This is a genomic window from Streptomyces sp. NPDC002884 (assembly GCF_040295245.1).
Classification (GTDB): Bacteria; Actinomycetota; Actinomycetes; order Streptomycetales; family Streptomycetaceae; genus Streptomyces.
Genome location: NZ_JBEOVB010000006.1, coordinates 54,352 through 80,180 on the forward strand (window position 1 = coordinate 54,352; position 25,829 = coordinate 80,180).

Here is a 25,829-nt window from a genome sequence, read left to right on the forward strand (position 1 = left end):
GTCCCGGCGTACCGGCCGGTGCCGCCGTGACAAGGAGCCGCTCGGGTGAACACGCATGCCTCGGTAGTCGTCATCGGCGGCGGGGTGATGGGCACGAGCATCGCCTGTCACCTCGCCGCCGCCGGCGTCCGTGACGTCCTGCTGGTGGAGCGCGACGAACTCGCCGCGGGCTCGACCTCGAAAGCCGCCGGCGGGGTGCGCGCCCAGTTCTCCGACGAGCTGAACATCCAGCTCGGGGCGCGCAGCCTGGAGACCTTCGGGCGGTTCGAGGAGGAGACCGGGTACGACATCGGGCTGCACCGGGTCGGCTATCTCTTCCTGCTGTCCACGCCCGAGGAGGTCGCCTCCTTCGAGGCGGGCGTACGGCTCCAGAACGCGCTGGGTGTCCCCAGCCGCATGATCGACCCGGCCGAGGCGCGGCGCCTCTCCCCGCTGATCCGCACCGAGGGGTTACTCGCGGCCGCGTTCTCCCCCGACGACGGGCACTGCACCCCGGAGGCCGTCGTCCACGGGTACGCGGCCGCCGCCCGCCGGTACGGGGCGCGCATCCTGCGGCACACCGCGGTCACCGGCATCGAACGGCAGGGCGCCACGATCACCGCCGTGCAGACCACCCTCGGCCGCGTCACCACCGACACGGTGGTCTGCGCGGCCGGCGCCTGGTCCAGGGCCGTCGGCGCGATGGCCGGTGTGGAGCTGCCGGTGCAGCCGCTGCGCCGCCAGATCGCGGTCACCGAACCGGTCCCCGGCCTGCCGCCGGACCTCCCCATGACCATCGACTTCACCAGCAGCCTCTACTTCCACGGCGAGGGCCCCGGTCTGCTGGTCGGCATGTCCGACCCCGACGAACGGCCGGGCTTCGCCACCGACACCCACGACCGGTGGATCCCCCGCCTCGCCGCGGCCATGGAGCGCCGCGCCCCCGCCCTCCTCGACCTGCGCCGCACCGGTGGCTGGGCCGGGCTGTACGAGGTCACCCCGGACCACAACGCACTGATCGGCGAGTCGTCCTCGGTATCCCGTTTTCTGTATGCGACCGGGTTTTCCGGCCATGGTTTCCTCCAGGGGCCGGCCGTCGGCGAGGTCGTCCGCGACCTGATTCTCGGCCGCGTACCCTTCGTGGACGTCACCCCCCTGAGCGCCGACCGTTTCGCGGCCGACGCCCCGCGTCCGGAGGTCAACCGCGTATGACCGAACTGCACCTGTGGCTGCGGCACGAGGTCCGCACCACCGAACGGCGCACCCCGGTCGTCCCCGACGACGCCCGCCGCCTCGTGGAAGCCGGCGTGGAACTGACCGTCGAGGACTCCCCGCAGCGCGTCTTCCCGACCCGGGAGTACGAGGCCGTCGGCGCCCGGACCGCCCCTGCGGGCTCCTGGGTGTCGGCGCCGTCCGAGGCGGTCGTCCTCGGCCTGAAGGAACTCCCGGACCGGCCAGCCCGATTGAGGCACCGTCATGTCTTCTTCGGGCACGCCTACAAACAACAGCCGGGTGCCGTCGACCTGTTGCGCCGGTTCGCCGCCGGGGGAGGGGCGCTCCTGGACCTGGAGTACCTGGTGGACGACGACGGCCGCCGTCTCGCCGCGTTCGGTTTCTGGGCGGGCTACCTGGGCGCCGCCCTGGCGGTCCTGCAGCACCGGGGCCGGCTGACCGCCCCCCTGCGTCCCACCGGCAAGGACGAGTTGGACGAGACGCTGCGTCCGGCGCCCGGTGACGAGGAGTTCACCGCCCTCGTCGTGGGCGCCCTGGGCCGCAGCGGCCGGGGTGCACGGGCCGCGTTCGCCACGGCCGGATCCGACCCCACCTGCTGGGACCTGGCGGAGACCGGTGACCTGGACCGCGCCGCCCTGCTGGCCCACGACGTGATGGTCAACTGCGTGCTCGCCACGGCCCCGGTGCCGCCGTTCGTCCGCGAGGAGGACCTCGACGACCCGGCCCGCCGGCTGCGCACCCTCTCCGACGTCACCTGCGACGTGGGCTCGCCCCTCAACGTCCTGCCCGTCTACGACCGCACCACCGAGTGGACGGACCCCGTGCGCCGGCTGCGCAAGGAACCCGCGCTCGACCTGATCGCCATCGACAACCTGCCGTCCCTGCTGCCGCGCGAGTCCAGCGTCGACTTCTCGGCGGACCTCACGCCCCGGCTGCTGGACTTCGGCGTGGGCGGACCGTGGGGCCGCTGTCTGGACCGCTTCCGTCGAGCCTCCCGCGAACTCGGCGTCGCAGAAGAGGAGTCCGGCCGTGTCTGACCTGGTTCCGGCGACCGGCACCGTCCACTGGATCGGCGCCGGCCTCTCCACGGGCAGCGGCCTGGCCGCCCTGTGCGAGCACACCGACGGCGTACGGCTGTGGCACCGCACGGCGGAGCGGGCGGCCGAGGCCCTCGACCGGCTGGGGCTGACCGGACGCGCCGAGTCGCTCGCCTACACCCTCGACGCGCTGGACGACCGACTGGCCCCCGGGGACGTCGTGGTGTCGATGCTGCCCGCGTCCGAGCACGCGGCGCTGCTGGCGGCCTGCGTGGCCCGGCGGGCCCACTTCGCGTGTTCCAGCTATGTCTCCGACGCGGTGCTGGAGCAGGTGCCCGCGGCCGCCGAGGCCGGGATCGTCGTTCTCACCGAGGCCGGGCTCGACCCGGGCATCGACCACCTCTTCGCGCACAGCCTCGTGGCACGCGCCCGGGAGGCGGTCGGCGACGACACGGCGGCCTCGTACCGCCTCACCTCGTACTGCGGAGGCGTCCCGGCCGTCCCCAACGACTTCAGGTACCGCTTCAGCTGGGCACCCTTCGGCGTCCTCAACGCCCTGCGGTCACCCGCGCGTCACGTCGAGAACGGCATCGAGACCGTGGTCGACCGGCCCTGGGAGGCCACGCGGCAACACCTGGTCGACGGCGAGACCTTCGAGGTGTATCCCAACCGCGACAGCGTGCCGTTCATCGAACAGTACGAGCTGCCGCGGGCCTGGAAGCCGCAGACCTTCGTCCGCGGCACCCTGCGCCTGGACGGCTGGCTGCGGGCCTGGGACACGGTCTTCGAGCAGCTGAGGACGGGCGACGACACCAGGATCGCCGCGCTGGCGCGGGAGTTGGCGGCCGCCCACCCCACCACGGACACCGACCGCGACCGCGTGGTCCTCGCCGTGTCACTGGAGGTGCGCGTGCCCGGGGCCGGCACGGGTGACGTGGGCGACTCGGGCCAGCGGACCGAGGGCGTCGGCAACGGCACCGCGTGGTCCGGGAGTTACCTCCTGGACCTGCGGGGCGACGAGGAGGAGAGCGCGATGGCGCGCTGTGTCTCCCGGCCGCTCGCCCTGGGCGTCCGGCACATCCTGGACGGCTCGCTGCCGGCCGGGCTGAGCAGGGCGGCCGGGACGGCGCCGCGCTCCGAGGAATGGCTTCGTGAACTCGGTGACCAGGGGCTCGAGTTCACGCTGCGGGTCGAGGACTGACGGGCCGGTCAGTCGGTGATCGCCTCGTGGACCAGTCGCTTGAGCTCGGGGTAGAGCTTCAGCGACTTCTTCGGCCTGAGCTGCGTCAGGAACTGGACGGTGAGATCGCGGCTCGGGTCGACCCAGAAGGTCGTCGTGGCGACGCCGCTCCAGCCGTAGGTGCCGAGCCCGGAGGGCGCCTGGGTGCGGCTCGGGTCGATGACCACGGAGACCCCGAGACCGAAGCCGACACCGTCGTTGCCGGGTTCGTCGTGGGCGGGGCGGCTGCCCAGGGCGCGCAGGTCGGCGCCGCCCGGGAGGTGGTTGCGGGTCATCAGGTCGACCGTCTCGGGCTTGAGCAGCCGCACGCCGTCGAGCTCGCCGCGGCGGCGCAGCAGCTCACTGAAACGGTGGATGTCGTACGCGGTCGCCACCATACCGCCGCTGCCCGACAGGAACCGGGGACGGCCGAACAGCGGCAGCCCCGGGATCCGCTCGATACCGCCGCTGTCGGCGTCGCCGTACAGCTCCGCCAGCCGGCCGGCCTGCTCGTCCGTGACCTGGAAGCCGGCGTCCGGCATGCCGAGCGGGCGGAAGATCCGCTCGGCGATGAACTCGTCCAGCGGCCGGCCGGAGACGACCTCGATGATCCGGCCCAGGACGTTGGTGGCCACCGAGTAGTTCCACTGCGTGCCCGGCTCGAACTGGAGCGGCAGCCGCGCGTACGCCTCCACCGTCCCGGCCAGGTCCGAGCCCGGCAGCACCGCCGACTCCAGCCCGGCCTCGCGGTACAGGGCGTCGACGGGGTGGCAGTGGTAGAAGGCGAAGGTCAGACCCGCGGTGTGGGTCATCAGATGCTTCACGAGCAGGGGCTGCCCGACCGGCCGGGTGGTGAGCCCGGCGCCCGAGCCGCCCGTGTACACCCGCTGCTCCGCGAAGGCCGGGAGGTGGTCGGCGACCGGGTCGTCGAGGCGCAGCAGGCCCTCCTCGACCAGTATCAGGGCGGCGACCGAGGTGACCGGCTTGGTCATCGAGTAGATCCGATAGAGCGTGTCGGCCTCGACGGGCAGTCCGGCGGCGATGTCACGGTGGCCGTGCGCGGTGACGTGGGCGACCCGGCCGCCGCGGGAGACGGCCACGAGGAACCCGGGCAGGCGCCCCTCGTCGACGAAGTGGGCGACGTGCTGGTCGAGCCGGTCCAGCGCCTTCGCGTCCAGCCCGACCTCGCTCGGGTCGACCTCTTGCCGCAGCAGTGCCATCGTTCTCCTCCGGTGCGCTCGTTCAAGGTGCGGTCCCGGCCTACCCCGCCCGGACGACCTCAGACCTCATGGTCGCGTAGGGAACGCGAGTGCGGACCCCTTTCGACGTCGTGATCGGTGTGCGTTGCGTCGCTTCCACCAGCCGGAGTGCCGGGCGCGGGGCCGGCCGGGGCGGGAGGCGGACCGCCCGGCAGCGCCCGGCAGACCGGGAGCGCCGCCGCGGCCACGAACGCCAGCACGACCAGGGGCGAGCGCACCGCGCCGAGATCCATGAGCACGGTCGCCGAAGCCACGCCCAGCAGCGGCCCGACGTTCATCGCGGTCTGCTGCAACCCGCCGGCCACCCCGGCCGACTCGGCGGGGGCCTGTCGTACGACGACATGGGTCGCCGCGACCATCACGGTGCCGAACCCCGCGCCCACCAGCGCGAACCCGGCGCACAGAGCGACCGGCGCCGAGGCCCGGGCGAGGACGAGCAGGCCGGCGGCGAGGACGACCATCGCCGCGGCGACCGTGAGACGGGCGCCGGACCGGCGCAGCAGGACGGCGGAGGTGGGCGCGGCGGCCACCAGCAGGGCGGCCAGCGGGAGGCTGAGCAGCGCGCTGCGCAGCGGGGTCAGCCCCAGCTCGTCCTGGAGTACGTAGACGCAGGTCAGCAAGGAGCCGTTGAGAGCCCCGGACGTCATGACGAGCACCGCGAGGGCCCCGCCCACCGCCCGGGAGCGCACGACCTCCGGCGGCAGCAGAGGGGAGCCGGTCCGGCGCTCGTGCCGTACGAAGGCGGCGCCGGCGAGGAGGGCGACCGGCGCCGACCATGTCACGCCGGGGAGGGTGACGAGGGTGTGCACCAGGCAGGCCAGGGATACGGCGAGCAGCAGGGCGCCGGGCAGGTCGAGCGGGACGTCGGCGGCTGTCCGCGGCGGGTCCTGTCGGTCCCGGGAGGCGAGGGCGAGCAGGCCGAACACCAGCGCGGGGGCGATGTTGAGGAGGAACACGGCCCGCCAGCCGAACCCGGTGGCCAGCGCACCGCCCACCACGGGCCCGGCCGCGGCGGCCACCCCGATGGACGCGGTGCGCACGGCGATCGGCGTCCGCAGCCGCTCGGGCGGGTACGCGGCCCGCAGCATCCCCAGCGTGGCCGGCTGCAGCAGCGCTCCGAACACTCCCTGCACGACGCGCAGCCCGATCACCCAGCCGACGTCCGGCGCCAGCGCGATGCCCGCCGAGGCGGCGCCGAAGCCGAGCATGCCCAGGGCGAAGGTGCGCCGGTGTCTGTAGCGGTCTCCGAGCCGTCCGGCGAACACCAACAGGCCCGCCACCGCGACGAGATACCCGGTGCTGGTCCACTGGACCTGGGTGAGGGAGGCGCCCAGGTCGCGGCGCAGGGTGGGCTGCGCGACGGTGAGCACGGTGCCGTCCAGGGCGACCACCATCGCACCGGCCACGCTGCTCGCCAGCGTGAGTGGCGGGGAGAGGCGGGAACGCTTCACCGGCCGGCCGCCGGACCGAGATGCGCGTCCAGGGCGGTGCGCAGAAGGGGTGCGAAGTCCTCGGCGCCTGTGGCGAGTTGGAGGCTTCCCCAGCGCCAGAGCTGGGCGATGCCGTGCAGGTTCGCCCACAGCGCGCCCGCGACCGACGGGGCGTCGCTGCCGGGCCGGATCCGGCCGACCAGGTCCACCAGGACGCCGAACAGCGGAAGGCTGGTGTCCCGAAGTCGCAAGTGGCCGCTCTCCAGCAGGTCATGACGGAACATCAGCTCGTACATGCCCGGGTTGTCCAGCGCGAACTCCAGGTAGGTCCGTGCCAGTTCGGTCAGCCGGACGCGCGGATCGGTCGCGCCGTCGCTCGGCGTCGCCGTGACCCTGGCGCCCAGCTGGGCGAAGCCGCGGTGGGCGATGGCGGACAGCAGCTCCAGATGGGTGGGGAAGTGGCGGCGGGGCGCACCGTGCGAGACGCCGGCCCGGCGCGCGATCTCCCGCAGGGTGAGCGCTCCCGCGCCTTCCCGGGCGACCAGGTCCACACCGACGTCGACGAGACGGGTCCGCAGATCGGGGTCCGGTTCTGGGGCTGATTCGGGGGCCGGTTTCTCGGAGTGACTCATAGACACTGTCTACCAGGAGTGAGTAGACAGTGTCTACTCGCTGAGTGCGCGGCGAGCGCCGGGATGCGGACGGGGGAATGCGGGCCGGGAAGGCGCACCGGAGGTGCGGACCGGGAATGCGGTCCGAGGTGGTGCCGGTTGTGTCGACATGACTCAGGACACGACGCAGAACGCGCTGCTCGCACTGCTCTCCGAGGGCCGCGGTGGGGTGCTGGTCACCCTCAAGCACGACGGCCGCCCCCAGTTGTCGAACGTCAGCCACCGCTACTACCCGGACGAGGGCGTCATCCGGATCTCCGTCACGGACGACCGCGCCAAGACCCGCAACCTGCGCCGCGACCCCCGGGCGTCGTACCACGTCACCGCCGCGGACCGCCGCGCCTACACGGTGGCCGAGGCCACCGCCGACCTCTCGCCGGTCGCGAAGGACCCCTACGACGCCACCGTCGAGGAACTCGTCCGCCTCTACCGCGACATCCTGGGCGAGCATCCCGACTGGGACGACTACCGCGCCGCCATGGTCCGCGACCGCCGCCTGGTGCTGCGCCTGCGGGTGGAGCGGGCGTACGGCATCCCCAAGGGCGCCAACGACGGCTAGTACTCCCGTGGTGCCTCTCCGGTTGTCCCGGCGGCGCGGCTGCTCCGGGTCCGGTGAGCCGCGCCGGACCGTCCGTCACCCGTGCCGGTGATCCTCGGGGCGCATGTCCCCACGGCCGCGTCCGGCGCCGCCACCCTGGGGACATGCGCCGCCCACTGTCCCTCGCCGCCGTCCTGGCCTGCGTCCTGCTCGCCGGAGGCTGTGTCTCCGTTCCCTCCAGTGCCCCGCCGCCGACCCCTCGCATGGAGGCCGCCGCCGCCCGCACACCGTCCCCGCTGCCTCCGGCGGCCCAGCCCTCCGCCCGCACCGCCCTCGTCACCACCGCTCCCGTCAGGAAGGCGGCGAAACGGCACGCGGACCGCCCGGTGACGACCCGGCGGCGTTCCACGGGTTCCGCCGGGCACGAGCGGCCCCGCGTCCCGGCGCCGCAGCAGCCGCACAGGGCCGTGCGTCCCGCGCCGGCCCGGCCCGCGGGTCCGGGCGCCCGCCGTCACGGCGCCGCGCCGGCGGCGCCCCGTCACCGGCCGGCGCGACCGCGCACCGCCCGGCCGCAGTCCACTTACGACCTGCGCACCGTGTGTGGCTGGGCCCATCGGGCTCCCGTGCCGTCGGGGGCGGCCTCCCTCTGTGACTCCTACGTGCGTTGAACCGGCGGTGCGTCCCGGGCGTTCCGGGTGTCCCGGGCATCCTGGGCGGGGGGATTTCCGGCCACCGCGCCGGCGGCCCCGGCCGTCCGGCTACGGGGTGTGGTCGTCGCTGCGGGCTTCCAGCGCGTGCAGGACGGCGACCATGTCCGCGCCCGCGTGGCCCAGGGCCACGGTCTCCTCGAACAGGGCGTGGCAGGTGTCGAGGAGCGGGGAGGCCAGACCGGACGCCCGTGCGGCGTCGGCGATCAGGCGGTTGTTCTTGAGGACGTCCAGTGCGGCGGCCTGCACCGCGAAGTCGCCCGTCAGCAGCTTGGGCGCCTTCATCCGCGACACCCCGCTCGCCAGGGGGCCGGCGGCCACGACGTCCAGGAACAGCCGCCGGTCCAGTCCCTGCCGCTCCGCGAAGTGGAACGCCTCGGTGAGGCCGGTCACCTGTGTGATCAGGAACAGGTTCACCGCGAGCTTCATCAGCAGCGCGCCGGGCGCCGGACCGCAGCGGAACGTCTCGTGACACATCGGGGCGAGCAGCGGCCGTACGGTGTCCACGGCCGCCTCCTCGCCGGCGAGCATCGCCACCAGCCGGCCCTCCTCGGCCGGGACCCGCGACCCCGACACGGGCGCCTCGACGTACCGGCCGCCCGCGGCGCGCACGTCCGCCTCCAGCGCGCGCGAGTACTCGGGTGAGGTCGTGCCCATGGTGACGACCACCCGACCGGCCACCCGCGCGCCGAAGTCCGGGGTGCCGCGTCCGAGGACGGCGTCGACGGCGGTCCCGTCGGCCAGCATGAGGATCACGACGCCGGCGCGCGCGAACACGTCGGCGGGGCCCGCCGCGACCTCGGCACCGGCCGCGCGCAGAGCCTCGGCGGGGGCCGCCGTGCGGTTCCACACCACCAGGGGCGTCCCGGCGCGGGCCAGCCGCAGCGCCATGGGGCGTCCCATCACGCCGAGACCGATGAATCCGACCTGCACGGCGGCCGCCTTTCCGTCACCCCGATGTCTATGACAGCGGTCATAGTAGCGGGTGCGTGGCAGATCCTATGACGCCGGTCATAGGATGCGGGGGAGTACCTGATCTCGGAGGAGGCCCACCATGCCGGTGCCCGAACGCGGACCCCGTGAGCGGATGGTCTTCAGCGCGGCCCAGCTCATCCGCCGCGACGGAGTCGTCGCGACCGGCATGCGCGAGGTCGCCGTCCATGCGGGTGCGCCCCGGGGCTCGCTCCAGCACTACTTCCCCGGCGGCAAGCAGCAGCTGGTCAACGAGGCCGTGGACTGGGCGGGCCGCTACGCCGGCAAGCGCGTCGCCCGTTTCCTGGACGAGCTGACGAAGACCGGCGAGCCCACTCCCGCCGGGCTCTTCGCCGCGATGGTGCGCCAGTGGACGGACGAGTACGCGGCGTCCGGCTTCGCCACCGGCTGCCCCGTCGCCGCCGCGACCGTCGACTGCGCTGCCTCCGGCGACGCCACCCGGGAGGCCGCGGCCGCCGCGTTCGCGGCCTGGACGGGCCCGGTCGCCGAGGCCCTGACCGGCATGGGCGTCCCGGTGGCCCGGGCCGGCTCACTCGCCACCCTCATGGTCGGCGCCCTGGAGGGAGCGATCCTGATCGCCCGGGCGGAACGGGACGTACGAGCATTGACGACGGTCGCGACGGAGCTGGCTCCCCTGCTGGACGCGGCCGTCGCGAGAGGCGTCGCCCAGGGGTGAGCGTCACCCCACCCGCCACCGGTGGGCTCGGCCGAACCCCCGGCGCCAGGAAGGCGGCCGGGGGTTCGTGAGTCGCGGGACCGGGAGCGACGGAGCCGGGGGTCGGGGAACCGGGTGTCACGGAAATCCCGTTTCACCGCGTTGCGCAGTCACGGAGCGCCCCAGTCACGGAGTGCCGGGGTGCCGGAGTGCCGGAGTGCCGGGGCGCCGGGGTGAGTCACCCTGGCAGTGAGGGAATCAGGCGGCAACCGTTTCCGGCTGCGACGCCTCCCGCACGCCCCGCTCGCCCAGCTGCTCCGTCGGGATCTTCGCGGTCTCCCGGGCCGACAGGGCCGCGATCACCGGCGGGACGCACAGCGCCGCCGTGAAGAGGGCCACCGAGGACCAGCCGTCGCCGTCCGGGCCCGCGATCTGCGCGGCGAAGGTGACCGCGAATCCGGCCACCGCGAAGCCGATCTGGGTACCGATCGCCATGCCGGACAGACGGACGCGGGTGGAGAACATCTCGCCGTAGAAGGAGGGCCACACGCCGTTCGCGGCGCTGTAGACCACACCGAAGGTGGCGATGCCCAGCAGCAGGATCAGCGGGTAGGAGCCGGTGGAGATCGCCCAGAGGTAGGCGAACATCATCACCGCGCTGCCGGCCGCGCCGATCAGGTACACCGGACGGCGGCCGATGCGGTCGGAGAGCGTGGCCCATGCCGGGATGGCCGCCAGCGCCACCAGGTTGGCCAGCGCGCCCACCCACAGCATGGAGGTGCGGCTCATCCCGACCGAGTCGCTGGTCGCGTACGCCAGCGCCCACACCGTGAAGATGGTGCTGACCGAGGCGACGAGCGCGCCCGCGACCACCCGGAGGACGTCCGCCCAGTGCTCGCGCAGCAGCACCACCAGCGGCAGCTTGACGACCTCGCCGGTGGCCTGCTGGGCGGCGAAGGCCGGGGTCTCCTCCAGCTTGCGGCGGATGACGTAGCCGACGACGGCGACCGCGATGCTCAGCCAGAACGGGACCCGCCAGCCCCAGGACAGCAGCTGCTTCTCGGGAAGGGCCGCGATCGGGATGAAGACGAGCGTGGCGAGGAGCTGACCGCCCTGGGTGCCGCTGAGGGTGAAGCTGGTGAAGAAGCCCCGTCGCTCCGACGGCGCGTGCTCCAGCGTCATGGAGTTGGCGCTGGCCTGCTCCCCGGCCGCCGAGATGCCCTGGAGCACGCGGCACAGCACCAGCAGGACGGGCGCGAGCGTGCCGACCTGCCCGCGGGTGGGCAGGCAGCCGATGAGGAACGTCGAGACGCCCATCAGGATCAGCGTGAAGACCATGATCTTCTTGCGGCCCACGCGGTCGCCGAAGTGGCCGAGGAAGAGCGCGCCGATGGGCCGGGCCGCGTAGGCGACACCGAATGTGGCCAGCGAGAGCAGGGTCGCGGTGGCCGGGTCGGACTCGTCGAAGAAGACCTTCGGGAAGATCAGTGCTGCCGCGCTGCCGTAGATGAAGAAGTCGTAGTACTCCAGAGCGCTGCCGATCCAGGCCGCCATGGCGGCTTTCTTCGGCTGGCCGGGAGGTGCGGCGGGGACGGACACGGCGTGCTCCTTCGAGGGAACTCCAACGTACGTGGAGTGAGGCAAGGGGAGTAGGGCCGGTCCCCTGGGGTGCGGGGCGGCTGCGCCGGGTGCGTGCCCGGCTAATTAACCCACTGGGTAGTTAGTAGCGGATGGCTAGGGATGTTGCGCTGATGTTTCTCCGCTGTCAATAGGGGGCGCCAAGGATCTCCGAGGAAGTGCCGCGTCGGTCCGCGGGGTCCGGCCCGCCGGGTCCGCACGTGCCGGCCGTCGGGTCGGCCCGCCCGGTCGGCCCGGTGGTCGGCCCCTCGGACCGGCCCGACGGCCCTGCCCCTCGGACCGGCGTGCGGGACCGGCCGTGGCGGTCGGCCCACCGGGTCGCCGGGTCCCACCGGCCCACCGGCCCACCGGGTCCCGACGGGGCTGCCCGCCGGATCAGTCCGTCGCGCGTTCCGCCGTCAGGTAGGCGATCACCATGTCGCCGAGCATGGCGCGGTAGTGCTCCCGCTGGGCCGGGTCGACCAGGTCGCGGCCGAACAGGGCGCCGAACGTGTGCCGGTTGGCCACCCGGAAGAAGCAGAAGGAGCTGATCATCGCGTGCAGGTCCACGGCGTCCACCTCGGCCGTGAACAGTCCGGACTCCCGCCCGGAGGCGAGGATGCGGCGGATCACGTCGAGCGCGGGGGAGCCGATCCGTCCGAGCTTCTCGGAGGCGGCGATGTGCTCGGCCTCGTGGATGTTCTCGATGCTCACCAGGCGGATGAAGTCGGGGTGCTGCTCGTGGTGGTCGAAGGTCAGCTCCGCCAGCCGGCGGATGGCCGCCACCGGGTCGAGGTGTTCGACGTCGAGCTGCTGCTCGGCCTCGCGGATCACGCCGTAGGCCCGCTCCAGGACGGCGGTGAAGAGCTGCTCCTTGCCGCCGAAGTAGTAGTAGATCATCCGCTTCGTGGTGCTGGTGCGGGCGGCGATGTCGTCGACCCGGGCTCCGGCGTAGCCGACCCGGGCGAACTCCAGTGTCGCCACGTCGAGGATCTCGGCCCGGGTCCGGGCGGCGTCGCGCATGCGCCCGTTGCCGTGGGGTCGTGCCGGTTCGTCGACGCTGGTCATCCGGGTTCCTTCGGGCGGCGTGGGTGCAGTGTCGAGATTCTAGAAGCCTGCCCCCGTCCCGTGACGTGAGAGGGCTTCCCTCGGCGTCCGCCCAGGTGTTATGACTAACTCACCAGTTCGTACATTAGCCAGCCGATCAGGAGGTCCGCCGTGGCCGTCGTCTTCAAGGACTCGTATCTCGTCGGACTGATCGGCTCCGGCATCGGTCCGTCCCTCAGCCCGGCGCTGCACGAGCGGGAGGCCGACCGGCAGGGCCTGCGGTACGTGTACCGGCTCATCGACATCGACGTGCTGGGGCTCGGGCCCGAGGCGGTCGGAGACCTGGTGTGCGCCGCCCGTGACCTGGGCTTCGACGGGCTCAACATCACGCACCCGTGCAAGCAGCTGGTCATCCCGCACCTCGACGCGCTCGCCCCGCAGGCCGAGGCGCTCGGCGCGGTCAACACCGTGGTCTTCGAGGACGGCCGGGCCGTCGGCCACAACACCGACGCAACCGGTTTCGCCGCCTCTTTCGCGCGCGGTCTGCCCGACGTGCCGCTGGAGCGGGTGGTGCAGCTGGGCGCCGGAGGCGCGGGCGCGGCCGTCGCGCACGCCACCCTCACCCTGGGCGCCGGGCAGGTCACCGTCGTGGACGCGCTGGCCGACCGGGCCGCGGATCTCGCCGGTTCCCTCAACCGTCACTTCGGACCCGGCCGGGCCGCGGCGGCGGGCCCGGACCGGCTGGCCGAACTGCTCGCGCGGGCCGACGGCGTCGTGCACGCCACCCCCACCGGCATGGCCGCCCACCCCGGTCTGCCCTTCCCGGCCGGGCTGCTGCGCCCCGACCTGTGGGTCGCCGAGGTCGTCTACCGTCCGCTGGAGACCGAGCTGCTGCGCACCGCGCGCGCGGTCGGCTGCGCCACTCTGGACGGGGGCGGCATGGCCGTCTTCCAGGCCGTGGACGCCTTCCGTCTGTTCACCGGCCGTGAACCCGACAGCGTCGGCATGCTGGGCGACTTCGCGGAGATGGCCCGTGGCGCGGAGCACTCCGCGGGCCACGCCGTATGACGCCCGCGGGCCGTCCACGGCCCGCGGCGCCCACGCGGCGAAGCCGCGGGATGTCACCCCCCGCGCCCCCGACAGGACGCGGCACAGCCTCCGAAGGAGCACGCCCGTGCGTACGTCGATAGCCACCGTCTCCCTCAGCGGATCCCTCACCGAGAAGCTCACGGCCGCCGCCCGGGCCGGTTTCGACGGCGTCGAGATCTTCGAGAACGACCTGCTCGCGAGCCCCCTCACCCCGGAGGAGGTCCGCGCCCGCTGCGCCGATCTCGGCCTCACCGTCGATCTCTACCAGCCGATGCGGGACATCGAGGCGGTGCCGGCCGAGGAGTTCGCCCGCAACCTGCGGCGCGCCCGGCACAAGTTCGAGCTGATGGACAGGCTCGGCGCGGACACCGTCCTGGTCTGCTCCAGCGTCTCCCCGCTCGCGGTGGACGACGACGTGCTCGCCGCCGGGCAGCTGGGCGAACTCGCCGACCTGGCCCAGGACTTCGGCATCCGCATCGCCTATGAGGCGCTCGCCTGGGGGCGGCACGTCAGCACCTGGGACCACGCCTGGCGCATCGTCGAGGCGGCCGGCCACCCCGCGCTCGGCACCTGCCTGGACAGCTTCCACATCCTGTCCCGGAGCTCCGGTCCGAAGGACCTCGCAGGCATCGAGGACATCCCCGGCGAGAAGATCTTCTTCCTCCAGCTGGCCGACGCCCCGCTGCTCGGCATGGACGTCCTCCAGTGGAGCCGCCACCACCGCTGCTTCCCCGGTCAGGGCGGCTTCGACGTCGCCGGGCTGGTGAGACACGTGCTGCGCACCGGTTACGACGGACCGCTCTCGCTGGAGGTCTTCAACGACGTCTTCCGGCAGGCCGAGGCCGGCCCGACCGCCGTGGACGCCCGCCGCTCCCTGCTGATCCTCCAGGAGGAGGCCGGTGTCCGGGCGCTGCCCGCGCCCGCCGCCCCCACCGGGGTCGCCTTCGCCGAGCTGGTCACCCACGACGCCGAACCCGTCGCCGCCCTCCTCACCTGCCTCGGCTTCGTCCGCACCGCCCGCCACCGCGGCAAGCCGGTCGAGCTGTGGGAGCAGGGCGAGGCCCGCGTCCTGGTCAACACCGGTCCCGCCGCCCGGCGTGACGGCACCACCCTCACCGCGCTCGGCCTGGAGTCACCGGACCCGGCGGCGGCCGCCCGCCGCGCCGAGGCGCTGCTCGCCCCCGTCCTGCCCCGGCGTCGAGCCGCCGAGGACGCCCCGCTCGACGCGGTCGCCGCCCCCGACGGCACGGAACTCTTCCTGTGCGCGACCGACCGGCCCGAACTGCCGAACTGGCGTGCCGACTTCGCGGACGTCCCGCACGCTGCGGCCGCCTCGGACGCCGTCCGTGTCGACCATGTGGCGCTCACCCAGCCCTGGCACCACTTCGACGAGGCGGTGCTCTTCCACCGCGGCGTCCTCGGCCTCGACGCCCAGGAGAGCGTCGACGTCGCCGACCCCTACGGGCTGCTGCGCAGCCGCGCCGTCGCCAACGCCGACGGCAGCGTCCGGTTCCCGCTCACCGTCGGCGCGGCCCCCGGCGACGACACCGCGCACGCCCGGCACATCGCGTTGGCGACCGACGACGTGGTCGCCGCGGCCCGCCGGTTCACCGAGGCAGGCGGACGCCTGCTGCCCATCCCGGCGAACTACCACGACGACCTCGCGGCCCGCTTCGACTTCGCCGACGGCGAGCTGGAGACCTATCGTGACCTCGGCATCCTCTACGACCGGGACGCGCACGGCGTCTTCCGGCACTGCTACACGCACACCGTCGGCCGGGTCTTCTTCGAGCTCGTCCAGCGCGACGGCGGCTACCAGGGGTACGGCGCCGCCAACGCGCCGGTGCGGCTGGCCGCCCAGCGCGCCGTGCGCTGACCTACTGCCGGCTGACCGTCCTGGTCACACCGGCGACGACCGTCGTGGCCAGGATCCAGCCGGTCACGATGAGGACGTACGACAGTGACTGGTACCAGCCCCTCGGCGCGAACGCGCTTTCCTGCCCGAAGGAGATGACGGGCAGGAGCAGGTCGAGGGTGTAGAAGACCGGGTTGAAGTCGGGTGCCTCGCCGGCCTTGAGCGGGGGCGGGTGGTGTCCCGCGTAGGCGATCGAGCCGACGGCCAGCAGGGACAGCAGCCAGACGGCCGCGCGCAGCGGGCGGAAACCGTAGCCGACGGCCGCGTCCTGGAGGTGGCCCCACACCCGGCCGTACCAGGGCAGGGTGCCGCGATGCCGGCGCTGCTTGGCCAGCTGCACCACCCGGGCCGCGCGGTCGTCGCCGGTGCGGCGGTAGGCGGCGGTCAACTGCTCGTAGGCGTGCGGGTCGAACGCCCCGTCGTCGCGTTCCAGCATCGGCAGCCGCCGTTCGGCGGGCTCGTGCGGGGTGAGGAAGGTGTAGGTGAGATCCAGCAGCCGCACCTGGTCGGGCAGCATCTCCGGCTCCAGCTGGAGCTGGCCCACCTCGGCGCGCCGCAGATTGAGCCGGCCCTGGACCGGGGTGCCCTCGCGCAGCCAGAGCTCCCCTATGACACAGCTGCTGGCCCGCAGCGCGGTGCCGCCCGGGTTGGACAGGGAGGTGCGCAGCAGATCCACCCGGCCGGGGATGCGGGAGCCGCGCAGGTCGATCCGGCCGTGTGCGCGCAGCCGCCGGCCCAGCAGGTTGGCCCCCACGTCGAGGGACTCCGCGCTCAGCACATGCGCGCCGGGGTTGTTCAGTTCGGCGTCCTCCAGGTCGATCGAGCCGGTGACGGAGGCGCCGTCGAGCCGGATCAGGCCCTGGGTGCGCAGACCGCGGGCGCAGAGGTCGTCGTCGATGGAGACCTGGTTGAGCTGGAGGACGGGCTGGACGGGGTCCGTCGAGGTGACCTCCGCCCCGTCGAGGTACAACGCACCCGAGATCTGCGCTCTGCTGAGGTGCACGGGGCCGCCGATACGGCAGCGGGTCAGCCGTAGCCCCCCGTCGATCCGGGCGTGCGACGCGTCCAGGCCGGGCAGCTCGGAGTCGCGCAGGCTGACGTAGTTGAGCTGGGCGCCGACGAGCCGCGGAGCCTCGTCGAAGCGGCAGTGGACCAGGCGGAACATGCTGTCGACGACCGCGTGCCGCAGGTCGAGCAGACCGGTGACGCGTGCGCCGGCGAGCTTGAGGGCGGCTATCTCCCCCGGTTCACGGGGGCCGTTGAGCAGCAGAGCCCGCAACACGGCCGCGCGCACGCTGCGTTCGGGGCCGTACTCCTCGCCCTGAGCGCGGAAGTCCACGGCCGCCCCTGTGGCGAAGGCCCGCCAGAGTCGCCGTTCGGCCGGTGTCAGATCGTCGATCTCCATCAGCCGTGACTCTGGCGGGCCTCGCCGAGCGGTGTCAACCGCCTATGCCCGTACGTTCCATTCGGCGATCACGGGCCGCCCGTGCTCCGTCGACAGACGACTCAGGGTGGCCGTGGCCAGCTGGAACAACCGTCCCTCGGCGGGCGGCAGCCCGAGCCGACGAGCCGTCAGCACCCGCAGGAAATGCGAGTGGGCGACGAGGACGACGTCACCGTCGTCGCGTGCCAGCGCGGTGTCCACCCGGGCCAGCACCCGGTCGGCGCGGCGGCCGATCTCCTCGGGCGACTCGCCGGGCCGGCCGTCCGGGCCGGGCGGCACGCCGTCCGTCCACAGGTCCCAGGCGGGACGCGTGCGGTGTATCTCGTCGGTGGTGACGCCCTCGTAGCCGCCGTAGTCCCATTCGTGCAGGTCGGGTTCGGGCAGGGCGCCGGTGATGCCGGCGAGTTCGGCGGTGCGTATCGCGCGGTGCAGCGGGCTGGTCAGGGCGAGCGAGAGGGTCCGGCCGGAGAGGAGCGGAGCGAGCGACTTGGCCTGTTCCTCACCGTGTCCGGTGAGAGGCAGGTCGGTGAAGCTGGTGTGCTGTCCCGACAGGCTCCACTCCGTCTCCCCGTGGCGGACCAGCAGCAGATCCCCCACGGCCGGGCCTACTTCTTCGCCGACTCGACGGCGTGGCCGCCGAACTGGTTGCGCAGCGCGGCGATCATCTTCATCTGCGGCGAGTCCTCCTGGCGGGAGGCGAACCGCGCGAAGAGGGACGCCGTGATGGCGGGCAGCGGTACGGCGTTGTCGATGGCGGCCTCGACCGTCCAGCGGCCCTCGCCGGAGTCCTCCGCGTAACCGCGCAGCTTGTCGAGGTGCACGTCCTCGTCGAGGGCGTTGACGGCCAGGTCGAGCAGCCAGGACCGGATGACGGTCCCCTCCTGCCAGGACCGGAAGACCTCGCGCACGTTCTCCACGGAGTCCACCTTCTCGAGGAGCTCCCAGCCCTCGGCGTACGCCTGCATCATGGCGTACTCGATGCCGTTGTGGACCATCTTCGAGAAGTGCCCGGCGCCGACCTTGCCCGCGTGGACGTAGCCGTACGGGCCCTCCGGCTTGAGCGCGTCGAAGATCGGCTGCACCCTGGCGACGTGCTCGGCGTCGCCGCCGACCATCAGGGCGTAGCCGTTCTGGAGGCCCCAGACGCCGCCGGACACACCGGCGTCGACGAAGCCGATGCCCTTGGCGCCGAGCTCCTCGGCGTGCTTCTCGTCGTCCGTCCAGCGGGAGTTGCCGCCGTCGACGACCGTGTCGCCGCTCTCGAGCAGCCCGCCGAGCTCGTCGATGACGGACTGGGTGGCGGCGCCGGCCGGGACCATCACCCAGACGGTGCGCGGCGCTTCGAGCTTGTCGACGAGTTCGGCGAGATCGCTGACGTCGGAGACCTCGGGGTTGCGGTCGTACCCGATGACGGTGTGGCCGGCGCGGCGGATGCGCTCGCGCATGTTGCCGCCCATCTTGCCGAGACCGATCAGGCCCAGCTGGATCGATGTCATGTCAGTTCACTACTTCCTGAGTTCGCGGTAGGCGGCGACGAGAGCGGCGGTGGAGGGATCGAGGCCGGGGACCTCGGCGCCTTCGGTGAGGGCGGGTTCGACGCGCTTGGCGAGCACCTTGCCGAGCTCCACGCCCCACTGGTCGAAGGAGTCGATGTCCCACACGGCGCCCTGCACGAACACCTTGTGCTCGTAGAGGGCGATGAGCTGACCGAGCACCGACGGGGTCAGCTCGGGGCTGAGGATCGTGGTGGTGGGGTGGTTGCCCTGGAAGGTGCGGTGCGCCACCTGCTCCTCGGGCACGCCCTCCGACCGGACCTCCTCGGCGGTCTTGCCGAAGGCGAGGGCCTGCCCCTGCGCGAACAGGTTGGCCATCAACAGGTCGTGCTGTGCCTTGAGTTCGCCGCTCAGCTCGTCGAGCGGACGGGCGAAGCCGATCAGGTCGGCCGGGATCAGCTTCGTGCCCTGGTGGATCAACTGGTAGTAGGCGTGCTGCCCGTTGGTGCCCGGGGTGCCCCACACCACGGGTCCGGTCTGCCACCGCACGGGCCGGCCCTCGCGGTCCACCGACTTGCCGTTGGACTCCATGTCGAGCTGCTGGAGGTAGGCGGTGAACTTCGAGAGGTAGTGGCTGTAGGGGAGCACGGCGTGCGACTGGGCGTCGAAGAAGTTGCCGTACCAGATGCCCAGCAGGCCGAGGATCAGCGGGGCGTTGGACTCTGCGGGCGCGGTCCGGAAGTGGTCGTCGACCGTCCTGAACCCGTCGAGCAGCTCCCGGAAGCGCTCCGGGCCGATGGCGATCATCAGCGACAGGCCGATCGCCGAGTCGAAGGAGTAACGACCGCCGACCCAGTCCCAGAACTCGAACATGTTGGCCGTGTCGATGCCGAAGTCGGCGACCTTCTCGGCGTTCGTGGACAGCGCCACGAAGTGCTTCGCGACCGCCTTGTCGTCGCCGCCCAGCCCCTTCAGGAGCCAGGTGCGCGCGGAGGTGGCGTTGGTGATCGTCTCGATCGTGGTGAAGGTCTTGGAGGCGACGATGAACAGCGTCTCGGCGGGATCCAGGTCGTGGACCGCCTCGTGGAGATCGGCGCCGTCGACGTTGGAGACGAACCGGAAGGTCAGCGAGCGGTCCGTGTAGGCCCGCAGCGTCTCGTACGCCATCGCCGGCCCGAGGTCGGAGCCGCCGATGCCGATGTTGACGACGTTCCGGATGCGCCGGCCCGTGTGACCGGTCCACTCACCGGAGCGCACACGCTCGGCGAAGCCGCTCATCCTGTCCAGGACGGCGTGGACCTGGGGGACGACGTTCTCGCCGTCGACCTCGACCACGGCGTCCGCGGGGGCCCGCAGCGCGGTGTGCAGGACCGCGCGGTCCTCGGTGATGTTGATCCTCTCGCCGCGGAACATGGCGTCCCGCAGCCCGAACACGTCGGTGGCGGCGGCGAGTTCGCGCAGCAGGGCGAGCGTCTCGTCGGTGACCAGGTTCTTGGAGAAGTCGATGCGCAGGTCGCCGACGCGCACCACGTACCGCTCCGCGCGCTCCGGGTCCGCCGCGAACAGCTCCCGCAGAGGCGTCTGCCACCGGGCGCGGTGGTCCTTCAGCGCGGTCCACTCGGGCCGCTGGTCGAGCCGGGGGGTGTCAGACATGGGAGGGGGTCTCCTTGGTGCCCTCGCCACGCAGGGCGATGGCGTACATCTCGTCCGCGTCGAGGCGCCTGAGCTCCTCGGCGATGAGTTCGGAGGTGGCGCGGACCTTCAGCGCGAGGGTGCGCGAGGGCTGGCCGGGCAGCGTCAGCGTGGCCAGCGGGCCCTCGGGGCGGTCGATGACGATCTCGCCGTTCGCGGTGCCGAGCCGGACGGCCGTGACGACCGGTCCCGGGGTGACGACCCGGTCGACGGTGACGTTCAGCCGGGCCTCCAGCCAGCGCGCGAGCAGCTCGGCGCTGGGGTTGTCGGCCTCGCTCTCGACGGCTGCCGAGGTGATCGGCACCTGGGCCTGGTCCAGAGCCGCAGCGAGCATCGAGCGCCACGGGGTGAGCCGGGTCCAGGCGAGGTCGGTGTCGCCGGGCGCGTACGACTTCACGCGCGCCGCCAGGGCCGTCAGCGGCCGTTCGACGGCGTACATGTCGGTGATCCTGCGCTGCGCGAGGGCGCCCAGCGGGTCCTTGGCGGGGTTCACCGGCGCGTCCACCGGCCACCACACGACGACCGGGGCGTCCGGCAGCAGCAGCGGCAGGACGACGGAGTCGGCGTGGTCGGACACCTCCCCGTACGTCCGCAGGATGACCGTCTCGCCGGTGCCCGCGTCGGCACCCACCCGGACCTCGGCGTCGAGGTGGGAGTTGGTGCGGTCGCGCGGGCTGCGGGCATGCCGCTTGATGACGACCAGGGTGCGCGAGGGGTGCTCGTGCGAGGCCTCCTCGGCCGCCTTGATCGAGTCGTAGGCGTTCTCCTCGTCCGTGACGATGACCATCGTCAGGACCATGCCCACGGCCGGTGTGCCGATGGCGCGGCGACCCTGCACCAGCGCCTTGTTGATCTTGCTTGCCGTGGTGTCGTCCAGGTCGATCTTCATGGCCTGCGCCAGCTCCGTCCGTCTCGTGCGAGCATCTCGTCGGCTTCCTCGGGTCCCCAGCTGCCCGAGGCGTACTGCGCGGGCTTGCCGTGCCGTGCCCAGTACTCCTCGATCGGGTCGAGGATCTTCCAGGACTCTTCCACTTCCTGGTGGCGGGGGAACAGGTTGGCGTCGCCGAGCAGCACGTCCAGGATGAGGCGCTCGTACGCCTCCGGGCTGGACTCGGTGAAGGACTCGCCGTACGCGAAGTCCATCGTGACGTCCCGGATCTCCATCGAGGTGCCGGGCACCTTGGAGCCGAAGCGGACCGTGATGCCCTCGTCCGGCTGGACGCGGATGACGATGGCGTTCTGGCCGAGCTCCTCGGTCGCGGTGGAGTCGAAGGGGGAGTGGGGAGCGCGCTGGAAGACGACCGCGATCTCGGTGACCCGGCGGCCGAGGCGCTTGCCGGTGCGCAGGTAGAACGGCACGCCCGCCCAGCGGCGGTTGTCGACGTTCAGCTTCACGGCGGCGAAGGTGTCCGTCGTGGAGACCGGGTCGATGCCGTCCTCCTCCAGATAGCCGAGCACCTTCTGGCCGCCCTGCCAGGCGCCCGCGTACTGCCCGCGCACGGTGTGCCTGCCCAGATCCTCCGGCAGTTTCACGGCCCTGAGCACCTTGAGCTTCTCGGTGAGCAGCGCGTTCGCGTCGAAGGCGGCGGGCTCCTCCATGGCGGTGAGGGCCATGAGCTGGAGCAGGTGGTTCTGGATGACGTCACGGGCGGCGCCGATGCCGTCGTAGTAGCCGGCCCGGCCGCCGATGCCGATGTCCTCGGCCATCGTGATCTGCACGTGGTCGACGTACGACCGGTTCCAGATCGGCTCGAACATGGTGTTGGCGAAGCGCAGCGCCAGGATGTTCTGGACGGTCTCCTTGCCCAGGTAGTGGTCGATGCGGAACACCTGGTCCGGCTCGAACACGTCGTGCACGACCGCGTTCAGCTCCTGCGCGCTGGCCAGGTCGTGCCCGAAGGGCTTCTCGATGACCGCCCGCCGCCAGGACCCCTCCGGCCCCCGGGCCAGCCCGTGCTTCTTGAGCTGCTCGACGACCTTGGGGAAGAACTTCGGCGGCACGGAGAGATAGAAGGCGAAGTTGCCGCCCGTGCCGCGGGAGGAGTCCAGCTCCTCGACCGCGTCACGCAGCTGCTTGAACGCCGTGTCGTCGTCGAAGTCGCCGGGGACGAACCGCATGCCCTCGGCGAGCTGCTGCCAGACCTCCTCGCGGAACGGCGTCCGGGAGTGCTCGCGCACCGCGTCGTGGACGACCTGCGCGAAGTCCTGGTCCTCCCAGTCGCGGCGGGCGAAGCCGACGAGCGAGAAGCCCGGCGGGAGCAGACCGCGGTTGGCGAGGTCGTAGACCGCCGGCATCAGCTTCTTGCGGGACAGGTCGCCGGTCACGCCGAAGATGACGAGGCCGGAGGGGCCGGCGATGAGGGGCAGGCGCCGGTCGCCTGCGTCCCGCAGGGGGTTCTCCCAGGCCGCGCCGAGACTGCTGGTACTCATTCCGCGTCAACTCCCTTGCTCATCAGCGACTTCGTGACCGCGTCCAGAAGGTCCTGCCACGCCACCGCGAACTTGGCGACACCCTCGTCCTCCAACCGGGTGACGACCTCGTCGTAGGAGATGCCGAGCGCCTCGACGGCGGCGAGGTCGGCACGCGCCTGGGCGTAGCCGCCGGTGACCGTGTCACCGGTGATGTCGCCGTGGTCGGCGGTGGCGTTCAGCGTGGCCTCGGGCATGGTGTTGACCGTGCCCGGTGCGACCAGATCGTCCACGTACAGCGTGTCCTTGTAGGCAGGATCCTTCACACCGGTGGATGCCCACAGCGGACGCTGCCTGTTCGCCCCGGCCCCGGCGAGCGCGGTCCAGCGGTCGCCCGCGAAGACCTCCTCGTACGCCTCGTAGGCCAGCCGCGCGTTGGCGAGCGCCGCCCTTCCCTTCAGCGTGCGGGCCGCGTCGGTGCCGAGCGCGGTGAGCCGCTTGTCGATCTCGGCGTCGACGCGGGAGACGAAGAAGGAGGCCACCGAGTGGATCGTGGACAGGTCAAGGCCCCTGGCGGCGGCCTTCTCCAGGCCCGCCAGGTAGGCGTCGACGACCTCGCGGTAGCGCGTCAGCGAGAAGATCAGCGTGACGTTGACGCTGATGCCGAGGCCGACGACCTCGGTGATCGCCGGAAGACCGGCCCTCGTCGCCGGAATCTTGATCATCACGTTGGGGCGGTCGACGAGCCAGGAGAGCTGCTTGGCCTCGGCGACGGTGGCCGCGGTGTGATGGGCCAGACGGGGGTCGACCTCGATCGAGACCCGGCCGTCACGACCACCCGTAGCCGTGTATACAGAATCCAGGACATCGGCTGCGGCCCGCACATCGGCCGTCGTCATCATCCGTACGGCCTCGTCGACCGTGACACCCCGCACCGCCAGGTCGGCGAGCTGCTCCTCGTAGCCTTCGCCGGAGCCGATCGCGGCCTGGAAGATGGACGGGTTGGTGGTGACGCCGACGACGTTCTTCGTCGCGACGAGTGCGGCGAGGTTGCCGGAGGCGATCCGCTCACGTGACAGGTCGTCCAGCCAGATGGAGACGCCCTCGGCGGAGAGGCGGTCCAGTGCTCCCGCGGTCGCGGTTGCTTCGGTCACTTCGATCATCTTCTTTCTGGCGGTCTGATCAACCACGCGCGGCGGAGAGGGATTCCCGGGCCGCGGCGGCGACGTTCTCGGCGGTGAAGCCGTACTCGGCGAACAGGGTGCGGGCGTCGGCGGAGGCGCCGAAGTGCTCGAGGGAGACGATGCGTCCGGCGTCCCCCACGAACCGGTGCCAGGTGAGGCCGATGCCCGCCTCGACCGCGACGCGGGCCTTCACCGACGGCGGCAGGACGCGGTCGCGGTACTCGCGCGGCTGCTCCTCGAACCACTCCACGGACGGCATCGACACCACCCGCGCGCCGATGCCCTCGGCCTCGAGCGTCTCGCGCGCGGCGACGGCCAGCTGCACCTCGGAGCCGGTGGCGACGAGGACGACGTCGGGGGTCGCGGTCGAGGAGTCCATCAGGACGTAACCGCCCTTCGCCGCGTCCGGGTCGGGCGCGTACGTCGGCACCCCCTGACGGGTGAGGGCCAGACCGTGCGGGGCCGGCCGGGTGGCGTGCCGCTTCAGGATCTCGGCCCAGGCGATCGCCGTCTCGTTGGCGTCGGCCGGGCGGACGACGTTCAGGCCCGGGATCGCGCGCAGCGAGGCCAGGTGCTCGACCGGCTGGTGGGTGGGCCCGTCCTCGCCGAGACCGACGGAGTCGTGCGTCCACACGTACGTCACCGGCAGTTGCATCAGCGCCGACATCCGGACGGCGTTGCGCATGTAGTCGGAGAACACCAGGAAGGTGCCGCCGTAGATGCGGGTGTTGCCGTGCAGCGCGATGCCGTTCATCTCCGCGGCCATGGAGTGCTCGCGGATACCGAAGTGGACCGTGCGGCCGTACGGGCTCGCCCCGGGCAGCGGGTTGCCCTCGGGGAGGAAGGAGGAGGTCTTGTCGATGGTGGTGTTGTTGGAACCGGCCAGGTCGGCGGAGCCGCCCCACAGCTCGGGCAGGACCGCTCCCAGCGACTGGAGCACCTTGCCGGAGGCGGCGCGGGTGGCGACCGGCTTGCCGGGCTCGAACACCGGCAGCGCGTCCTCCCAGCCCTCGGGCAGCTGACCTGCCAGGACCCGGTCGAACAGCCGGGCGCGCCCGGGGTCGGTGCCGCGCCACTTCTCCAGCTGCCTGTCCCAGGCCGCGTGGGCCTCGGCGCCCCGGTCGAGGGCGGCGCGGGTGTGCGCGAGGACCTCGTCCGGGACCTCGAAGCTCTGCTCCGGATCGAATCCGAGGAGCCGCTTGGTGGCGGCGATCTCCTCGGCGCCGAGGGCCGAGCCGTGGGAGGCCTCGGTGTTGCGGGCGTTCGGGGCGGGCCAGGCGATGATCGTGCGCAGCGAGATGATCGAGGGGCGCCCGGTCTCGGCCCGGGCCGCCTTCAGGGCCGTGTACAGGGCGCGGACGTCGACGTCGCCGTCCCCGGTCGGCTCGACGCGCTGCGTGTGCCAGCCGTAGGCCTCGTACCGCTTCAGCACGTCCTCGGAGAAGGCGGTGGCGGTGTCGCCCTCGATGGAGATGTGGTTGTCGTCGTAGACGAAGACGAGGTTGCCGAGCTTCTGGTGGCCGGCGAGCGAGGAGGCCTCGGCGGAGACGCCCTCCTCCAGGTCGCCGTCGGAGACGATGCCCCAGATCGTGTGGTCGAACGGCGACTCGCCCTGCGGGGCGTCCGGGTCGAACAGACCGCGCTCGTAGCGGGCGGCCATGGCCATGCCGACGGCGTTGGCGACGCCCTGGCCGAGCGGTCCGGTGGTGGTCTCGACACCGGCGGTGTGCCCGTACTCGGGATGGCCGGGCGTCTTCGAGCCGTGCGTACGGAAGCTCTTCAGGTCCGCCAGCTCCAGCTCGTAGCCGGAGAGGAAGAGCTGGGTGTAGAGGGTCAGCGAGGTGTGGCCGGGGGACAGGACGAAGCGGTCACGACCCGTCCACTCGGGGTCCGCCGGGTCGTGTCGCATCACCTTCTGAAAGATCGTGTACGCGACCGGGGCCAGGCTCATGGCCGTTCCGGGGTGGCCGTTGCCCACCTGCTGCACGGCATCCGCCGCCAGAAGGCGTGCGGTGTCGACGGCACGCCGGTCAAGTTCGGTCCACTCGAAGTTGTTCGGTGTCTGCGTGCTCATCTTCAAGAAATCCTCGATAGGAGCGGGTCAGCTGCTCTTCTGCGTTCAAACCTAAAAGTCTGACTTTTACGAAGGAAGGTCTCCCTGTGTCAGCCTGTGGTGAAAGTGGGACACCCGCCGGCGACACATGAGCGCCCCGGGGCG

22 protein-coding genes are annotated in these 25,829 nt (G+C 72.3%); 8 read left to right on the forward strand and 14 right to left on the reverse strand.

Annotated features, from left to right (window positions below; genetic code table 11):
* The first annotated feature begins 45 nt into the window (after positions 1-45).
* From ABT070_RS14945 to ABT070_RS14955, 3 genes are read left to right on the forward strand one after another with little or no spacing between them, the layout of a single operon-like run.
* Positions 46-1,191, forward strand: a complete 1,146-nt coding sequence (locus tag ABT070_RS14945; RefSeq protein ID WP_351759777.1) for an NAD(P)/FAD-dependent oxidoreductase — start codon at positions 46-48, stop codon at positions 1,189-1,191.
* Entirely contained in the window at positions 1,188-2,249 is a 1,062-nt protein-coding gene (locus ABT070_RS14950) for a saccharopine dehydrogenase (protein WP_351759780.1), read from the forward strand. The genes ABT070_RS14945 and ABT070_RS14950 overlap by 4 nt, the downstream gene beginning before the upstream one ends.
* On the forward strand, positions 2,242-3,450 hold the full coding sequence (locus ABT070_RS14955) for a saccharopine dehydrogenase family protein (RefSeq protein WP_351759783.1): 1,209 nt from the start codon (positions 2,242-2,244) through the stop codon (positions 3,448-3,450). The genes ABT070_RS14950 and ABT070_RS14955 overlap by 8 nt, the downstream gene beginning before the upstream one ends.
* A gap of 8 nt (positions 3,451-3,458) precedes the next feature.
* Here the strand turns inward: ABT070_RS14955 and ABT070_RS14960 are convergent, their stop codons facing one another.
* The 3 genes from ABT070_RS14960 to ABT070_RS14970 are packed head-to-tail and all read right to left on the reverse strand — an operon-like array spanning position 3,459 to position 6,789.
* On the reverse strand, positions 3,459-4,688 hold the full coding sequence (locus ABT070_RS14960) for a serine hydrolase domain-containing protein (protein WP_351759785.1): 1,230 nt from the start codon (positions 4,686-4,688) through the stop codon (positions 3,459-3,461).
* Between the two features lie 59 nt (positions 4,689-4,747).
* Positions 4,748-6,121, reverse strand: a complete 1,374-nt coding sequence (locus ABT070_RS14965) for an MFS transporter (RefSeq protein WP_351760558.1) — start codon at positions 6,119-6,121, stop codon at positions 4,748-4,750.
* A gap of 53 nt (positions 6,122-6,174) precedes the next feature.
* Positions 6,175-6,789: a TetR/AcrR family transcriptional regulator gene (locus ABT070_RS14970; protein ID WP_351759787.1), complete on the reverse strand. Its 615-nt coding sequence runs from the start codon at positions 6,787-6,789 to the stop codon at positions 6,175-6,177.
* Between the two features lie 148 nt (positions 6,790-6,937).
* Between ABT070_RS14970 and ABT070_RS14975 the strand changes: the two genes are divergently transcribed.
* Both ABT070_RS14975 and ABT070_RS14980 read left to right on the forward strand, forming a co-directional pair.
* Complete coding sequence (locus ABT070_RS14975; protein WP_351759790.1) at positions 6,938-7,387, forward strand: TIGR03618 family F420-dependent PPOX class oxidoreductase; 450 nt, start codon at positions 6,938-6,940, stop codon at positions 7,385-7,387.
* A gap of 143 nt (positions 7,388-7,530) precedes the next feature.
* Positions 7,531-8,034: a hypothetical protein gene (locus tag ABT070_RS14980; protein WP_351759793.1), complete on the forward strand. Its 504-nt coding sequence runs from the start codon at positions 7,531-7,533 to the stop codon at positions 8,032-8,034.
* Between the two features lie 90 nt (positions 8,035-8,124).
* Here the strand turns inward: ABT070_RS14980 and ABT070_RS14985 are convergent, their stop codons facing one another.
* A complete protein-coding gene (locus tag ABT070_RS14985; RefSeq protein WP_351759795.1) occupies positions 8,125-9,006 on the reverse strand; it encodes an NAD(P)-dependent oxidoreductase in 882 nt (293 codons plus the stop codon).
* A gap of 121 nt (positions 9,007-9,127) precedes the next feature.
* Here ABT070_RS14985 and ABT070_RS14990 point away from each other — a divergent pair, with 121 nt between their 5' ends.
* The gene (locus ABT070_RS14990; protein ID WP_351759797.1) at positions 9,128-9,742 is read left to right on the forward strand and encodes a TetR/AcrR family transcriptional regulator; all 615 of its coding nucleotides are present in this window, start codon (positions 9,128-9,130) and stop codon (positions 9,740-9,742) included.
* A 237-nt stretch (positions 9,743-9,979) separates the two neighbouring features.
* Here ABT070_RS14990 and ABT070_RS14995 read toward each other — a convergent pair whose 3' ends face one another.
* Positions 9,980-11,320: an MFS transporter gene (locus ABT070_RS14995; protein WP_351759799.1), complete on the reverse strand. Its 1,341-nt coding sequence runs from the start codon at positions 11,318-11,320 to the stop codon at positions 9,980-9,982.
* A 414-nt stretch (positions 11,321-11,734) separates the two neighbouring features.
* Positions 11,735-12,406 (reverse strand): TetR family transcriptional regulator, encoded by a 672-nt coding sequence (locus ABT070_RS15000; RefSeq protein ID WP_351759802.1) that lies wholly within the window; start codon positions 12,404-12,406, stop codon positions 11,735-11,737.
* A 150-nt stretch (positions 12,407-12,556) separates the two neighbouring features.
* Between ABT070_RS15000 and ABT070_RS15005 the strand changes: the two genes are divergently transcribed.
* On the forward strand, positions 12,557-13,453 hold the full coding sequence (locus ABT070_RS15005) for a shikimate dehydrogenase (RefSeq protein WP_351759805.1): 897 nt from the start codon (positions 12,557-12,559) through the stop codon (positions 13,451-13,453).
* Positions 13,454-13,559: 106 nt separating this feature from the next.
* Entirely contained in the window at positions 13,560-15,350 is a 1,791-nt protein-coding gene (locus ABT070_RS15010; protein ID WP_351759807.1) for a bifunctional sugar phosphate isomerase/epimerase/4-hydroxyphenylpyruvate dioxygenase family protein, read from the forward strand.
* Between the two features lies 1 nt (position 15,351).
* On the opposite strand, the gene ABT070_RS15015 is transcribed toward ABT070_RS15010, so the two are convergent.
* Genes ABT070_RS15015 through tkt form a run of 8 tightly spaced genes read right to left on the reverse strand, consistent with a single transcriptional unit; the run spans position 15,352 to position 25,685 of the window.
* A complete protein-coding gene (locus ABT070_RS15015; protein ID WP_351759810.1) occupies positions 15,352-16,794 on the reverse strand; it encodes a membrane-associated oxidoreductase in 1,443 nt (480 codons plus the stop codon).
* 42 nt (positions 16,795-16,836) lie between these two features.
* A complete protein-coding gene (locus ABT070_RS15020) occupies positions 16,837-17,430 on the reverse strand; it encodes a histidine phosphatase family protein (protein ID WP_351759812.1) in 594 nt (197 codons plus the stop codon).
* A gap of 8 nt (positions 17,431-17,438) precedes the next feature.
* The gene (gene gnd, locus ABT070_RS15025) at positions 17,439-18,320 is read right to left on the reverse strand and encodes a phosphogluconate dehydrogenase (NAD(+)-dependent, decarboxylating) (protein ID WP_351760561.1); all 882 of its coding nucleotides are present in this window, start codon (positions 18,318-18,320) and stop codon (positions 17,439-17,441) included.
* A gap of 18 nt (positions 18,321-18,338) precedes the next feature.
* The gene (pgi, locus tag ABT070_RS15030; RefSeq protein ID WP_351759815.1) at positions 18,339-19,979 is read right to left on the reverse strand and encodes a glucose-6-phosphate isomerase; all 1,641 of its coding nucleotides are present in this window, start codon (positions 19,977-19,979) and stop codon (positions 18,339-18,341) included.
* Entirely contained in the window at positions 19,972-20,907 is a 936-nt protein-coding gene (gene opcA, locus ABT070_RS15035) for a glucose-6-phosphate dehydrogenase assembly protein OpcA (RefSeq protein WP_351759817.1), read from the reverse strand. The genes pgi and opcA overlap by 8 nt, the downstream gene beginning before the upstream one ends.
* Positions 20,904-22,448, reverse strand: a complete 1,545-nt coding sequence (gene zwf, locus ABT070_RS15040; protein WP_351759820.1) for a glucose-6-phosphate dehydrogenase — start codon at positions 22,446-22,448, stop codon at positions 20,904-20,906. Before zwf ends, opcA begins: the two co-directional genes overlap by 4 nt.
* Positions 22,445-23,590: a transaldolase gene (tal, locus tag ABT070_RS15045; RefSeq protein WP_351759823.1), complete on the reverse strand. Its 1,146-nt coding sequence runs from the start codon at positions 23,588-23,590 to the stop codon at positions 22,445-22,447. Before tal ends, zwf begins: the two co-directional genes overlap by 4 nt.
* A 19-nt stretch (positions 23,591-23,609) precedes the next feature.
* Positions 23,610-25,685 (reverse strand): transketolase, encoded by a 2,076-nt coding sequence (tkt, locus tag ABT070_RS15050; RefSeq protein WP_351759825.1) that lies wholly within the window; start codon positions 25,683-25,685, stop codon positions 23,610-23,612.
* Positions 25,686-25,829 lie beyond the last annotated feature (144 nt).